Source organism: Streptomyces sp. GbtcB7, from assembly GCF_019091445.1.
GTDB lineage: Bacteria > Actinomycetota > Actinomycetes > Streptomycetales > Streptomycetaceae > Streptomyces > Streptomyces mirabilis.
In genome coordinates this window covers 1-13,706 of record NZ_JAGXJM010000070.1, presented here as the reverse complement: position 1 = coordinate 13,706, position 13,706 = coordinate 1, and the positions used below count along the sequence as shown (strand labels likewise).

Sequence of the window (13,706 nt, the reverse complement as noted above, 5' to 3'; positions counted from 1 at the left end):
GTGAGCAAGACACCCCGGTCACAGATCCCCAGAGTCAGACCCCGCCGCAGGACAGCACCCGTCAATTCTCCCCACACTCAAAAGACCCCCGGCCCAAGCCCGCAAAACATGCTCAATCCCAGCTCACGGAACACCTTGAAATCGACTCTGGCCGACCACAACGGACCGCGAACGTCGACATCACGTTCGACCTCGATACCTCAGCGGCCGTAAGCGCATGCTTGGGCCGTCGGTTCGGCCTGTTTGTTCTGTGTGATCGCGGGCGGTGTGCTCACCGTCCGGGACCCGCCGAGCCGACTCACGTCAGCGACGCCGCTGGTCGGCCCGCAGCTCGAAGTCGCCGTAGCTGTTGTCGACCGGGTTGACCGTGACCCCAGGGGCGACGATCTCGTCGATGGCGTCCAGTATGTCGGAAGACAGCGTGACGCCGGCGGCGGGCAGGAACGCCTCCAGCTGCTCCATGGTGCGCGGGCCGATGATCGCCGAGGTGACGCCGGGGTGGTTGATGACGAAGGCGACGGCCAGCTCGATCAGGGTGAGACCGGCCTTCTCCGCCAGGACGGCGAGCTGTTCGACGGCGTCGAGCTTGCGCTGGTTGGCCGGGGTGCTCATGTCGAACCGGGCCTGAGGGCGCGCCGCCGAAGCCGGGCCGTCGAAGGCGTTCTTGCGGTAGCGGCCGGAGAGCCAGCCGCCGGAGAGCGGGCTGTAGGTGAGGGTGCCCATGCCGTGACGGCGCGCGGTGGGAAGCACGTCCTCCTCGATGCCCCGGACCAGGATCGAGTACGGCGGCTGCTCGGTCACGAAGCGTTCGAGGTGGCGCTCCCGTGAGACCCACTGGGCCTCGACGATCTGGGAGCCGGAGTAGGACGAGGACCCTATGTAGCGGATCTTGCCCTGGTGCACGAGGTCGGAGAGGGCGCCGAGGGTTTCGGCGACGTCCGTGTCCGGGCTGGGGCGGTGGACCTGGTAGAGGTCGATGTGATCGGTGCCCAGGCGGCGCAGGGAGTTCTCGACCTCGCGGATGATCCAACGCCGCGAGCCGCCGCGCTGGTTGGGGTCGTTCTGGTCCATCGGCATGAAGAACTTCGTCGCCAGGAACACGTCGTCGCGGCGGTCCTTGAGCGCCTTGCCGACGATCTCCTCCGAGACGCCTGCGGAGTACACGTCGGCGGTGTCGACGAAGTTGATGCCCGCAGCGAGGGCGCGGTGGATGATCCGGATCGAGTCGGCCTCATCCTCGTTGCCCCAGGGGCCGAACATCATCGCGCCCAGGCAGAGCGGGCTGACCTGGACGCCGGTACGGCCGAGCGGTCGATACTGCATGAAGGTGTTCTCCTCGATCGTGTGGTGGTCAGTCGTTCGCGGCGGGAACGACGGTGCCGGTGCCGGCCCAACTGGCGAGCATGCCCAGGGCTTCTCGTTCCCGGGAGTCCGGTTCGGGGGTGTAGAAGTTGAGGCGGAGGCCCGGGTCGGCCGGCAGGTCCATCGCCTCGTAGGGCAGCGCGAGATCGCCGACCAGCGGATGGTGCAGGTTCTTGACGCCAGAGCGGTGGAACTTCACGTCGTGGCGGGCCCAGCGGCGGGCGAAGTCGTCACTTTTGGTCGTCAGCTCCCCGATCAGATCGGTCAGCGCTTTGTCGTGGGGCGCCCGGCCTGTCTCCGTGCGCAGGAAGGCGACCGCGTCGTTCGCGCCCTTTTCCCAGTCGATCCAGAATTCCTGGCTGGCGGGGTCGAGGAACATGAAGCGGGCGCTGTTGACCGGGCCGCGCCGGGCGAACAGCGGCGAGTCGAAAACGGGTGCGTACAGCGCGCGTCCCAGCGTGTTGGCGGCCAGGAGGTCGAAGCGCGCGTTGCGCACGTAGGCCGGCACGTCGGTCATCGAGTCGAGCAGCCGCAGGATCGTGGGCCGCACCCGCGACGCGGTCACCGTGGGGCGCCGGCCAGACGGTGTCGCCGCGCGGGCCAGGTCGTACAGGTGGGTGCGTTCGGCCTCGTCGAGCTGCAGCGCGTGCGCGAGGGCGTCCAGCACCGAGTCCGATGCGCCGGTGAGATTCCCACGCTCGAGCCGGATGTAGTAGTCCACGCTCATGCCCGCGAGCAGGGCGACCTCCTCGCGGCGAAGGCCGGCGACGCGGCGGTTGCCCCCGTAGACGTGCAGCCCGGCCTGCTCCGGGGTGATCCGGGCCCGCCGGGTGCTCAGAAACTCGCGTACCTCGGCGGCCAGAGCCTTCTTGTCACTGTCAGCCATGCTCAGGCCCTGGGAGCTTTCGCGGTGGCGGTGAGGGCGGACATCGGGTGGCTCCTTGTAATCGTCGTGAATTCTGTGCCGGTCTCCTCACGGTAGGTCCGCCGGTGAGCGCCTGCGAGGTACTGCCATTACCTGGAAGAGCAGTGACTCCCACCCGCGCGCCGAGACGCGGTTCTCTGGATAAGGCCGAGGACCCGGCCGACCACGACTGGGTCCGGATCAGAGACCGACCTGAAGGAGCACCGTGCACACAGCGCCCTTGTCCGGAACCGGCGACGTCCACGCCGGGCGTACAGCCGACCCGAACACTCAGGGAGCCGCCGAACCGCCCGGTGACCTGATGGCAACCGCCGCTTTGCATCCGCCGACACACCAGGCAGCGCGGTTCCACAAGGCCCCGGTCCACGCGACGCTGATCCTCGCGATCATCTGCGTCAGCTATTTCATGGTCATCCTGGACAATTCGATCGTGTTCACCGGGCTGCCGCAGATCCGATCCGACATGGGCTTCTCCGAGACCGGCCTGTCCTGGATCACCAACGCCTACGTCCTGGTCTTCGGCGGACTGCTCCTCCTCGGGGCCCGAGCCGGTGACCTGTTCGGACACCGCACGGTGTTCCTGTTCTCCCTGATCGTCTTCTCCGTGACCTCGCTCCTGGTCGGAGCCGCGCAGACCCAGTGGTGGCTGATCGGCGCGCGAGCGCTGCAAGGCGTCGGAGCAGCGGTTCTGGCCCCCTCCGCCCTGTCCCTGCTCACGCGCAGCTTCCCCGAGGGCCAAGCCCGCAACCGGGCGATGGCCGCCTACAGCGCCGTCGCCGGTCTCGGTGCCGCTTTCGGCCTCGTCGTCGGAGGGCTCGTCGCCGACCTCATCTCGTGGCGGGCGGGGTTCTTCCTCAACGTCCCGATCGGCATCGTGATGATGGTGCTGGCGGTACGAATCCTGCCCGAGACCACACGTCACAGGGGCCGCTTCGACGTTCCGGGCGCACTGCTGGCGACGCTGGGCTCGACCGCCCTGGTCCTGGGCATCGTCGATGCGGCCGATCTCGGCTGGACCGCCCCGGCCACCCTGCTACCGCTGGTGGCCGGCGCCGTGATGCTGGGCCTGTTCGTCCGGGTGGAGCAGCGGGCCACGCAGCCGATCGTGCCGCTGCGGCTGTTCGCGAACCGGGAGCGCAGCGGCGCCTACGTCACCCGGATGCTCTACATGGGCGCGATGATGGGTTTCTTCTTCTTCACCGCGCAGTTCGTGCAGAACGTCTACCACTGGACGCCGCTGCAGGCAGGTCTCGCCTTCCTGCCGATGACGCTGATCAACTTCGTCCTCGCGGTCCAGGTGCCGCGGTTGCTGGAGCGGGTGAGCAGGCCGAGAGTGCTGCTCACCGGGGTCGCCCTGACCACGGCGGGCATGGTGTGGCTCAGCCGCCTCGACCTGCACACCCCCTACCTAACGGGAGTGGCGCTGCCGATGGTGCTCATCGGCGCCGGCCAGGGGCTGACGCTGGCCCCGTTGACCTCCAGCGGCGTCGACGGCGTCGCCCCGGCGGACGCGGGGGCCGGATCGGGCCTGGTCAACACGGTGCACCAGATCGGCAGCGCGCTGAGCCTGAGCATCCTGACCGCCGTGGCCGCTTCTGTCTCCACCGGTCACGGGGCCGCCGACATCGCGGCCCGCTCGGGTGCCGCGCTGACCGGGTCCGCCGTCCTGCTCGCCCTGGCCCTCGCGGCCACCCTCACCCTCATCGTCCCCGCACGTACCCGCCCGCACGAAAGGTCCCTGTGATGCAGACCCTCACCCTCAACAACGGCGTCGAGATGCCCTCCCTCGGACTCGGTGTCTTCCAGACCCCGCCGGACGAGACCCGCGCCGCCGTCACGGCCGCGCTCGACCTCGGCTACCAGCACATCGACACCGCCGCCGCCTACGGCAACGAACGCGAGGTCGGCCGGGCCATCCGCGACTCCGAAGTCCCCCGCGACGACATCTTCATCGAGACGAAGATCTGGATCAGCGACTACGGCTACGACGAGACTCTGCACGGCTTCGACAAGAGCGCCGCCAAGCTCGGCCTGGACCGGATCGACCTGCTCATCCTGCACCAGGCCCTCCCGTCGGACTTCGACAAGACCCTGGCCGCCTACCGCGCCCTGGAGAAACTCCTGGCCGACGGCAAGGTCCGGGCCATCGGCGTCAGCAACTTCATGGTCGACCACCTGACCGCCCTGCTCGACGCCACCACCGTCGTCCCGGCCGTCAACCAGCTGGAGATCCACCCCTACTTCCAGCAGCGCGCCGTCCTCGACTTCGACGACCGGCACCACATCCTCAACCAGGCGTGGTCCCCCATCGGCGGAATCACCTTCTACCCGGGATACGGCGAGCACCGCAGGAGCGTCCTGGAGGACCCGGTCGTCACCGGCATCGCCGAGGCGCACGGCAAGAGCCCGGCCCAGGTGCTCCTGCGTTGGGGCCTCCAGCACGGCCGCTCCGTGATCCCCAAGTCGACCAAGCGCCATCGCATCGCCGAGAACATCGAGGTCTTCGACTTCGAACTCACCGCGGACGAACTGAAGGCTCTCGATGCCCTGGAGACCGGCCGGCGAGGCGGCCCCGAGCCGGAAGCCGTCACCCTCGCGGACTACGGCCGCGCCATCCCCGAAGCCTGAGACCCCCTCCTCCCCGACTTCCGAGAAGAAGCCACTCATGCCCACTACCGTCAACGCGTTCGGCGCCCACGAAACCGGCCAGCCGCTCGTTCCCCTCACCCTCCAGCGTCGCGACGTCGGCACGCACGACGTCAAACTCGACATCCTGTACTGCGGCATCTGCCACTCCGACATCAACTTCGTCGGCGGCGCGTTCGGCCCGCTGCCGACCAGCCCGCTCGTCCCCGGCCATGAGGTCGTCGGCCGGGTCACCGAGGTCGGCTCCGACGTCACCCGTCACCAGGTCGGCGATCTGGTCGGCATCGGCTGCATGGTCAACTCCTGCCGCGAGTGCGAGAACTGCCGGGCAGGCCAGGAGCAGTACTGCCTCAAGGGCCACACCCTGGTCTTCGGCAGCCCGGACCCCGTCGAGCCGGGCGCCCACACCCAGGGCGGCTACTCCGAGGCGATCGTCGCCCCCGAGGACTTCGTCGTCCGTGTCCCGGAAACCCTCGACCCGGCCGCAGCCGCTCCGCTGCTGTGCGCCGGCATCACCGTGTACGCCCCGCTCGAGCGATTCGGCGCCCGGCAGGGCACCAAGGTCGCGGTCGTGGGTCTCGGCGGCCTGGGTCACCTCGGCGTGAAGATGGCCAAGGCCATGGGCGCCGACGTGACCGTCCTGTCCCAGTCCGACAGCAAGCGCGAGGCCTCCACCGCCCTCGGCGCCGACCACTACGCCGTGACCGGTGACGGCCAGGCGTTCACCGAGCTGGCCAACACCTTCGACATCATCCTCAACACGGTCAGCGCGCCGGTGAACCTCCCCGACTACCTCGGGATGCTGCGCCTGCACGGCACCATGGTGAACGTCGGAGTGACGACCGAGCCGATGCCGATGGACGTCTTCACTCTGTGCCAGAACGGGCGGTCCTACGTGGGGTCGCTGTTCGGTGGCATCGCCGAGACGCAAGAGATGCTCGACTTCGCGGCCGAGCACGGGGTGACGGCCGACATCGAGATGATCGGCGCGCAGGACATCAACACCGCCTACGAGCGGATCCTCGCCTCCGACGTCCGCTACCGGTTCGTGATCGACGGCGCGACCTTCGCCGATCTGAAGGCGTGACGCGCGCACCGCGAAGTGCCGTCACAGCCCGGGCCGACGACTCCGACGCGGCGCTGGTCGTCGAGTCGCGCCACGCCGGCGACCTCCGCAGGGCGACAACCGCCAGGACTCACCCTCGGCGCCCTGCAGAAGATTGAACACCGCTACCCACGGAAGGTGGGGACTATGACCACCTGGAACGACTCGGATCTCATGAAGGTCGGCGCGGTGGAGGAACTGGACCTTGAGTCCGAACGCGCCGACGGCACACTCCGCGCCCCGGTGACCATGTGGGTCGTGCGGGCGGGCGACCACGTCTACGTCCGCTCGGTCAAGGGCGTGGACGGCCCGTGGCACCGGGGCACGCAGTCGCGCCACCAGGGACGTATCGAGGCGGGAGGTGTCCGGGCCGAGGTCGCCTTCCGCCAAGCCGATCCCGGCGAGTACGCCGACGTGGACGCGGCCTACCGGGAGAAGTACGGGCGGTACACGAGCATCGTCGAGCACGTCCTGACTGACCGGGCCCGCAACTCCACCCTGCGTCTCGAACCCCGCTGACCGCCCTCCCCGTAACCACCTTTCCCAAGGAGTTCCGCTCGTGCGAGCCACCCTGATCTACGCGGCCGAAGACGTACGCGTCGAAGACGTTGCCGACCCGAAAATCCAGCAGCCCACCGACGCAGTCGTCCGGATCCTGCTGTCCTGCGTCTGCGGCAGCGACCTGTGGCCCTACAAGTCACTGGAGCCCACCGACACCCCCCGCCACATGGGCCACGAGTTCCTCGGCGTCGTCGAGGAAACCGGCTCGGAGATACGCAACCTCAAGCCCGGGGACGTGGTCGTCGCCTCGTTCGTCTGGGCCGACAACACCTGCGCGTACTGCCGCGACGGGCTGCAGACCTCCTGTCCGCACGGCGGCCAGTCAAGCGTGAACGGCATCGACGGCGGCCAGGACTAGGCCGCCCGCGTCCCGCAGGCCGACGGCACCCTCGATCGAACCGCCTTTTGGGGACGTCACCTCACCCAGCAGCTCGGCAGCGCGCCGGTGAATGGCCAACTCGGCCTCCAGCTCGGCGATGTGCTTGCGGGTCGCATCGAGCTCGGACAGGTCGCTGCTGTTCGTGCCGGGCAACTGCCCCGTATCGATGAGGTGCTGGCGGCGTCAGACGTAGATCGTCTGCTCGCTGATACCGAGGAGCCGGGCGCCCTCCGCGACCTTCCTTCCGGATGCGACGAGATCGAGAACCTTGCGGCGGAACTCGGGCGGATAGCTGCGGGGCATCACGGCCTCCGAAGGCTGCTGGATGGTCAATTGTCCAGCGATCCGACTCCATTAGAACCGGGGCACACCACCGGAACGGTGACGGAGAAACAACGTGCACCTCGACAACTGCATCGGTCTTCGAAGCAGCCTCGAGCATGCCCGTTGATCACCCTGCCGCATCGGAAACCCCAAGGTCCCCGCCAGAGTCAAGCTCAGAGGCCCCAAGCGTCGCGGAAGGCAGTAAGGCAGCCGACTGAGGTCCACGGGCTGAGGGAGAGGGCATGGCGGGCGTCCGCGAGCTTGGTCAGAGACTTGCCGCCGGCCTCTGGCTTTGCTGCCTGCTGGAGACGGTCCGAAGTCAGGGTGCTCCCGAAGAAGTCCGTCACTGTCGCGGCGAAGAGCATGAAAGCAGCGAGTTCGCATCCCATGCGTGTGACCGCGGGCATCGGTGACGACCCGTCCGGTTTGCCGAGTCCTGCGAACTGCCGCAGGCACCACTCGGCCAGCTCCTTGTACCACTCCCGGAACTGGCCCGCGGAGGCGCACGCCGGGTCGATGAGTTCGATGCGGCTGACGAGGGCGAGGCCGGCCGGTCCGCATGCCTCCCGGAGCAGGCCGTGGCGGACGGCCCCGAGCCGAGCGGTCGCCTCGCGGCGCATCAGCTCCGGCACGGCTTGCAACAGGTCGATGGTGCTTTTCTCGCCGTGCTGACCTACCAGTTCGCGCGCGCTGCGCTGCAGTTCCCGAGGGAGGCCGCCGGAGAGTACGTAGCACAGGGCGACGAAGGGCTCCGTCCACCCGAGCAGCAGCCCGTAGAGGATCTTCCGCGCTGTGTCGAGCCCCAGTCGCTGGAGGGTGAGGACATCGTCGAAACAGCTGTCGAACACGTCGCGGAAGGGCATGCCGCGACGTTCGAAGCTTGCGGCCGCCTCCTCCGAGACGGAGACGAGGAAGAAGCAGCGGCTGGCACCGAACACACCCTTGATGTCGTTGAGGAAGTTCTCGACTTCCTGCGCACTTCGCAGCTTGTCCAGCTCGTCGACGGCGATGACGACCTGGTGCTGCTGGGTGACGGCCTCCAGGAAGGCCCGGAGACCGGACACGACCTCGGGGTAGGTCTTCGTCCGTTCCGCCAGCGCCGTCCCTTGCTTGGACCCGACGTCGACACCAACGGGAAGTTGCCGCGCGCCACCGAGTCTGAGCGTCATGGAGTGCTCGTTGCTGAGGGTCTGCTCATAGCGGATCTGCCGGAGCTGGCCGAGCGCGAGTTCACGGAGCCCGGCCTCACTGGAGTAGGCCGTGGTTTCGGCAGCCCTCGCAGGAGGAAGGTGCCCGTGGTTCCGCAAGACCCGCGCATGATGCTGCCTCCCCGAGGAGAGCAATGTCGCACCGAGAACGACCGCAGCCGTGCCACCCAACAGCATCCAGGTACCTCGTCCCAACCCGCCGGACACCGTGAGCAGAGACAGGCCGATGGCCGCGGTCAGCGCGAGGGTGGGCCAACCCCAGCTGAGCCGCACGGCCCGGTAATGGCGCCGATCCTCGGCTGTCATCGCATCAATCGGAGCCCAGGCGGTGATGAATCTGGTCCGGCGGCCGGGCACCGCCAGCCACGCGGTCCCGATGAGGAGCAGCACCAGCAGTCCGACCGCAATGGTGGTCATCACCAAGCCTGCATAGGTCCACGCGTCATCGGGTGCGCTGAGGCGTCGGGCAGCAACGGCGACGAGCATGGCGCCCCCGGCGAGGCACGCCACACCGGCCAATGCAACGCCCACTGCCGTGAGGACACTGGTAGCGCGTCTCGGGGTCGCCTCCACATCGACCTCGAGCATCCGGTCTGCGTCGGGGCCGAGCAGCGTCCGGCAGACCTCAGCGTGCAGGTGCAGGACGAACTCGCGCGACTCGTACACGACGGGGGCCGCCACCGAAACACCAAGTCGCGATCGTTCCGGTGGCTGCCGTGTCGACTCTTTACGGGCCATCACGCGGATACCGGATGTCGTGAAGAACTTGATGAGCGTCGACTTGCCGACACCACGCGGGCCAGCGATGCCGAAGCTTCCCTCGCCATGCCGGTCAATCATCGACTCCAGCCGCTCGAAGGACGAGGTGATCACGACCTTCTCGTTGGTGATCGTCTCACGCAGCCCGTCGAGGGAGCGGACCTGCATGCTCAGGGCGAACTGCGCTGCCAAGGCGCTGTTGAGCGCGGTGAGAACCAGCCCATGAATCATCGATTCGGCCATGGACCCCAGATCAGCCCGGGCCGCCTTCCACTCTGTTTCCAGGTTCCGGAAATCCGGTCGCTCACTCGCCCGGGCGATCTGCTCGGTCATGTAGTACTCCCGGCGTTCCTCGATTTTGAGCAGTTGCGACGCGACGTTGACGATCTCCGGCCTTACGGCAGCTCGGGGCGGGGCCGGCCACTGCAGCGGGTCGGCTCGGTTCCTGCGTTTCGCTTGCCGCCCCCAGTCGACAGACGAGCCTGGTCGGGCGAGCAGGAGATCAGCAGCCGCTGTGCGTCGCTCCCACGCCACGGCCAGAAGGACGCGCACAGCCGTGTCATCCTCGACTCGGGCTGGCGGGTCCTGACTCACGTCGAACAGCGCCTGCGACACGTCGCGAAGCCCGTCCGCCGCCTCGGTAAGCTCTGTGAATGAGGCAAGGAGAGCCGGATCCGACGCGATTTCCGTGATCAGCAGCTCATTCAGGCGGACACCCAACTGCCGGGTTCGCTCCATCTGTTCCGCCAGGTTCATCTTGATGAGGCCACGCTGGTCTGCCACCACATGCTCGAGCTGTGGTTGTTCCTGAAGTACCGCCAGCTGTTCGGCTATCTCCGGCCGAGCACGTACAGCGGTGAGCGCTTCCTCCAGCAACTGGCTCTCGTCGACGGCGTACGGCCCCACTGCCGTACTTTGGAGGGCGGACGACCACACCTTGGGCTGCCCAGTGACCGGGGCCCCCGAACGGATGCCACCGGGAAATGACATGGGGATCACCCCACTGCCTAGGAGGACCTCCAGGATCGCCTAAATCCTACAAAACGGTCAAATCGACACTTGCCCGGCCCGGCGGCTCCAGACGGATCCGAAAGGCCCGCCCCCGCGGGAGATCCGCCACCCGGCGCGGTCCACCGGTCCTCGTACCGATTACCGGCCTTCACCGTCTCCTACATGGTCAGTTGGTCGTTGGCCGAGGCATGAGGAGTGGACGGTGGGCATGGAGCGTGCCGGAGGGGCTCTGGGAGATCACCAGGCCCTTGCTTCCGGCGGCGCGAGTACGGCCGCAGGGCGGCGGGTGGCCAACATCGATGACGACGCCGTGTTCGCAGCCATCGCCTATGTCCCGGTCAGCGGCTGCCCATGGCGGGCCCTGCCACCGTGTTTCGGGGCGTCGAAGCCGATGATGCACCGCCGGTTCCTGATCTGGTCGCGGGCGGGTGTCTGGGGACGGTTCCACCAGAAGGTCCTCGAGATACTCGCCCGCCAGGGCCTGATCCACCAGTCCCGGGCGGTACTCGAGTCCGCAAGCCGGGTTCCAAGATGCACGTCCCGTCGGACGCGAACGGACTGCCCCTACGCGTCGGCCGCTCTGCGGCCACCCACGACAGCCTCGGGCTGAAACCGATGCTCGCCCATTTCCGCGTAGGACACGAATCCCACAGCGGCCATTCCAAGCCCGATCGGCTGCACAACGACAAAGCCTACGACCTCCCCGACCTGCGGCAATGGCTCCACAGCCAGCGCATCGGCGGGGACTGGGGAAGCGCGGCGGCGCGGTGGACGCCGATGCTCAACCCAGCCACGTACGCACCCTGACAGTCGTCTCGACCCATACCCTGATGCTCTCGCCGACACCCTGCGCATCGATGAAGGTCAGCGCACACGACTCCAATTACATGATCGACTGGCGCGAAACGCCGGCGCCCGAGGATCGCATGCTCGCCAACGATATTGAGAAGCTTCGCAGCCTTTCCGCAGGAAAGGTCCCGCAGGCCAATGCCGACGCCTGCGTGCGGCACCTGTCCAAGCCAGGCGCTCTCACCGCGGCGCTGAACTGGTACCGAGCCGGCCACCCTGACGACACGATCGGCGTCATCGGTGTGCCCACGCTGTGCGTCTGGAGCACGGAGACACCGCGTTCGGCCCGGTAGCCGCACAGGAGACCGCACACTGGGGTCAACGGGACGATGCTGCGGGCTTCCGTCAGGCGGGCGCGCTATAGATGAATTCCTTGCCGCCTCGATCGGGGCCATCGGAGCGTTCACGCCTGAGTGCTCCTGCTGCGAGGAGACGCTTGAGTCGGTTGTTCGCGTTGGGCAGGGAGATGTGCAGTTCCTCAGCGAGCTCGGCCGCGCGGAACGTACTGAGCTCGCGGGCGCACCGATAGGTGTCGGCCAGAACTTCTGCATCTCCGAGGAGAGTTGTGGCTCTCCGCATCCACAGCGAACCGCTTGGGCCGTTGCAGGCATACGGTGACCGCGCCGCAGGTCTCCTCAGTCAATCCTGAGACCTGCACGGCATCGACAACGGCGGCTCTCAGCCGCGAGGGGTGTGTAGAACTTACCGAGCTCCGACCTGAAGCGCCTCCAGGACGAGGGCTTCGAGGCCGAGGTGAAGGACGGCCATGTGATTACGACTTGTCAGTGGGGACAACAGTGAACACCGGTCCCGTTACCAGAACACGCAACTCGCGCACGTGTTCATCAACGCGGTGACGGTCCAGGCCGGGGGTGGCCATGGCGGCGTGGGCGACCGCGACAGCCTCGACAGGGTCGGACTTGGTACCGGTGGCGGCGTGCAGTTTGCGGTGCGCGGCCATCAGCCGGGTGGGGACCCAGACCACCTCGTGGCCCGCCAACAGCAGGCCGTCGGCCAAGCGGCGGGCGAAGCCACGGCCGTCCTCGATCGCCCAGGTGACAGGCGTGCCGTCGGCGATCGAGCGGATCCACTTGAGCAGCACGCCGATCAACGCCGCGTCGTTCTTGATGGTCAGGGGCCGGCTGACCCGTTTGCCGTCTGCACCGATCGCCACTGCGAGATGGACGTGGTTGTGCGGGTCGATCCCCACTGTCACCATCGAGTTGTCCTCTTCTCTACTGGCGCGGATGACGGGACAGATGCGAGGGCCCCGGCCAGGGGACAGACCTATTGCGAGTTGACGACTCAGCAGGCTTCTATCAAGTCACTCCCGGCCAGGGCTCTCGCCCTGTGGATCGCCGTGAACATCTCAACGGAAAGCCTTCCGGCACGTGTTCTCCGAGTCACCCGGCGGTCCCGCCGAACCTCTCCCGTCGAAGCAACCCGGCCCGCCAAGGCTGTACCAATAGGTGTTCTCGTTCGAGCCGCGCTGCCAGGGGGCTGCCGGGATTGCAGAAGTAGACCGGGACGTCGGTGGCGAGGGTGAAGGTGCGGTGGGCGGCCATCTCGGCGCCCTGGCCCCAGTAGCCCACTTGCGACCGACGGCCCTTGCCCCTCTGGAGCGATCCATATGGCCACCAACCCTGACATGACCAGCGTGACCGGCAGTCAGGGCGCGTCCGGCAAGGCAGCGAGCGGGCCGCAGACGGATCTGGCCTGAACTCTGCAGAGGCCCGCCGCCGACATCCCCGGGGGCACGCACGCAGCGCTGCTGTCACCGGATGGGCTGCGGCTGCTGGACAGCGACGTCGGCACCGTCGTCGCCGACCTGCCGGGAGTGGGGTGTAGAAGCCCGTCGCGCTCCCGCCCGCGTTCGACGTCAGCATCAGGTAGGCCCACACCACTGCCGTGTCGGCGTCCGCACGGCGGAAGACCATGTTGATCAGGTTGTGCCTTCGCTGATCGGTTTGCGCTTCCGTTGCATCTCGCACCAGGTCGAGAATCGCCGCGCGTCCGACGAAGGGGCCCTGCTCGACCTCACCGGCGATGTTGACCGTCCAGGTGGCGTCTTCGGTCAGAACGCCCGCCAACGTCACCAGATCTCCGTGATCCAGGGCGAAGGCGTAGCGTGCCAGCGTCTGCTGGACGGCGAGCCGCTCTGCAGGGTCGAGATCCACCTCTCCCGCCGGCGTTGTGTTGAGGTGGGTGCTTCCCCAGCCGAAAGCCGCAGTTGTCGTCATATCAAGCCTCGCTCGTGCTCGGTTGTCGGGTGAAAGTTCAGGCGCGCACAGCGACAGCGGCCATCTGGTGTGGCCGGGAGGGCGGAGGACGTGACATGAGCGGTGCGCCGCCTTGCGACCGACCGCTCCACCGTCAGGGCGCCGGACCGCTGCCGCCGGCGACGGTGATGTGCCGGCCAGTGATGTCGCCCTTCCGCCGGCATCAGGAATGCGACCGTCTCGGCGATCTCCTGCGGCGGGGCCAGCCGGCCCGTGCGGTCGGCTCCGGCCGCCGCTGGGGGGATCGTGGCCGCGGGGGCGCCCGGCGCGCCCCCAGGTCTCCCCCGCGCCGTCGCCG

General features: G+C 67.8%; 13 protein-coding genes and 3 pseudogenes. 7 read left to right on the top strand and 9 right to left on the bottom strand.

Going from position 1 to position 13,706, the window contains the following annotated elements:
- Positions 1-303: 303 nt before the first annotated feature.
- Positions 304-1,323, bottom strand: a complete 1,020-nt coding sequence (locus KVT44_RS53100) for an aldo/keto reductase (protein ID WP_217576091.1) — start codon at positions 1,321-1,323, stop codon at positions 304-306.
- A gap of 28 nt (positions 1,324-1,351) precedes the next feature.
- Complete coding sequence (locus KVT44_RS53095) at positions 1,352-2,248, bottom strand: helix-turn-helix transcriptional regulator (protein WP_217576089.1); 897 nt, start codon at positions 2,246-2,248, stop codon at positions 1,352-1,354.
- A 244-nt stretch (positions 2,249-2,492) separates the two neighbouring features.
- On the opposite strand from KVT44_RS53095, the gene KVT44_RS53090 reads away from it, so the two are divergent.
- The 5 genes and pseudogenes from KVT44_RS53090 to KVT44_RS53070 form a co-directional block, all read left to right on the top strand.
- Positions 2,493-4,031 (top strand): MFS transporter, encoded by a 1,539-nt coding sequence (locus KVT44_RS53090; RefSeq protein WP_308314394.1) that lies wholly within the window; start codon positions 2,493-2,495, stop codon positions 4,029-4,031.
- Positions 4,031-4,915, top strand: coding sequence for an aldo/keto reductase (locus tag KVT44_RS53085; RefSeq protein ID WP_217576087.1), 885 nt, complete (start codon positions 4,031-4,033; stop codon positions 4,913-4,915). Before KVT44_RS53090 ends, KVT44_RS53085 begins: the two co-directional genes overlap by 1 nt.
- A 37-nt stretch (positions 4,916-4,952) precedes the next feature.
- On the top strand, positions 4,953-6,020 hold the full coding sequence (locus KVT44_RS53080; RefSeq protein ID WP_217576085.1) for an NAD(P)-dependent alcohol dehydrogenase: 1,068 nt from the start codon (positions 4,953-4,955) through the stop codon (positions 6,018-6,020).
- A 165-nt stretch (positions 6,021-6,185) separates the two neighbouring features.
- Positions 6,186-6,557: a DUF2255 family protein gene (locus tag KVT44_RS53075; protein ID WP_217576083.1), complete on the top strand. Its 372-nt coding sequence runs from the start codon at positions 6,186-6,188 to the stop codon at positions 6,555-6,557.
- A 40-nt stretch (positions 6,558-6,597) separates the two neighbouring features.
- Positions 6,598-6,954, top strand: a pseudogene (locus KVT44_RS53070) (alcohol dehydrogenase catalytic domain-containing protein); the annotation flags it as partial.
- On the opposite strand, the gene KVT44_RS53065 reads toward KVT44_RS53070, so the two are convergent.
- The 3 genes from KVT44_RS53065 to KVT44_RS53055 all read right to left on the bottom strand — a co-directional run bounded on the left by KVT44_RS53065 (position 6,922) and on the right by KVT44_RS53055 (position 10,175).
- The gene (locus KVT44_RS53065; protein ID WP_217576081.1) at positions 6,922-7,131 is read right to left on the bottom strand and encodes a hypothetical protein; all 210 of its coding nucleotides are present in this window, start codon (positions 7,129-7,131) and stop codon (positions 6,922-6,924) included. The pseudogene KVT44_RS53070 and the gene KVT44_RS53065 sit on opposite strands and share 33 nt — an antisense overlap.
- 30 nt (positions 7,132-7,161) lie before the next feature.
- Complete coding sequence (locus KVT44_RS53060) at positions 7,162-7,311, bottom strand: helix-turn-helix domain-containing protein (RefSeq protein ID WP_254651116.1); 150 nt, start codon at positions 7,309-7,311, stop codon at positions 7,162-7,164.
- A 164-nt stretch (positions 7,312-7,475) separates the two neighbouring features.
- Positions 7,476-10,175, bottom strand: a complete 2,700-nt coding sequence (locus tag KVT44_RS53055; protein WP_217576079.1) for a hypothetical protein — start codon at positions 10,173-10,175, stop codon at positions 7,476-7,478.
- 293 nt (positions 10,176-10,468) lie between these two features.
- Here KVT44_RS53055 and KVT44_RS53050 point away from each other — a divergent pair.
- Both KVT44_RS53050 and KVT44_RS53040 read left to right on the top strand, forming a co-directional pair.
- Positions 10,469-11,021: pseudogene (locus KVT44_RS53050) on the top strand (transposase); the annotation flags it as partial.
- A 116-nt stretch (positions 11,022-11,137) separates the two neighbouring features.
- A complete protein-coding gene (locus tag KVT44_RS53040; RefSeq protein ID WP_217576075.1) occupies positions 11,138-11,422 on the top strand; it encodes a hypothetical protein in 285 nt (94 codons plus the stop codon).
- A gap of 52 nt (positions 11,423-11,474) precedes the next feature.
- On the opposite strand, the gene KVT44_RS61330 is transcribed toward KVT44_RS53040, so the two are convergent.
- The 4 genes and pseudogenes from KVT44_RS61330 to KVT44_RS53020 form a co-directional block, all read right to left on the bottom strand.
- A complete protein-coding gene (locus tag KVT44_RS61330; RefSeq protein ID WP_217576073.1) occupies positions 11,475-11,708 on the bottom strand; it encodes a MarR family transcriptional regulator in 234 nt (77 codons plus the stop codon).
- Positions 11,709-11,901: 193 nt separating this feature from the next.
- A complete protein-coding gene (locus KVT44_RS53030) occupies positions 11,902-12,339 on the bottom strand; it encodes a transposase (RefSeq protein ID WP_217576071.1) in 438 nt (145 codons plus the stop codon).
- A gap of 193 nt (positions 12,340-12,532) precedes the next feature.
- Positions 12,533-12,721, bottom strand: coding sequence for a hypothetical protein (locus KVT44_RS53025; RefSeq protein ID WP_217576121.1), 189 nt, complete (start codon positions 12,719-12,721; stop codon positions 12,533-12,535).
- Between the two features lie 333 nt (positions 12,722-13,054).
- A pseudogene (locus KVT44_RS53020) lies at positions 13,055-13,369 on the bottom strand (nuclear transport factor 2 family protein); the annotation flags it as partial.
- Positions 13,370-13,706 lie beyond the last annotated feature (337 nt).

Bases quoted from the DNA above. Each gene is read 5' to 3' on its own strand.
- KVT44_RS53100 (WP_217576091.1), bottom strand. From the start codon at position 1,323: ATGCAGTATCGACCGCTCGGCCGTACCGGCGTCCAGGTCAGCCCGCTC.
- KVT44_RS53095 (WP_217576089.1), bottom strand. From the start codon at position 2,248: ATGGCTGACAGTGACAAGAAGGCTCTGGCCGCCGAGGTACGCGAGTTT.
- KVT44_RS53085 (WP_217576087.1), top strand. From the start codon at position 4,031: ATGCAGACCCTCACCCTCAACAACGGCGTCGAGATGCCCTCCCTCGGA.
- KVT44_RS53080 (WP_217576085.1), top strand. From the start codon at position 4,953: ATGCCCACTACCGTCAACGCGTTCGGCGCCCACGAAACCGGCCAGCCG.
- KVT44_RS53075 (WP_217576083.1), top strand. From the start codon at position 6,186: ATGACCACCTGGAACGACTCGGATCTCATGAAGGTCGGCGCGGTGGAG.
- KVT44_RS53040 (WP_217576075.1), top strand. From the start codon at position 11,138: ATGAAGGTCAGCGCACACGACTCCAATTACATGATCGACTGGCGCGAA.
- KVT44_RS61330 (WP_217576073.1), bottom strand. From the start codon at position 11,708: ATGCGGAGAGCCACAACTCTCCTCGGAGATGCAGAAGTTCTGGCCGAC.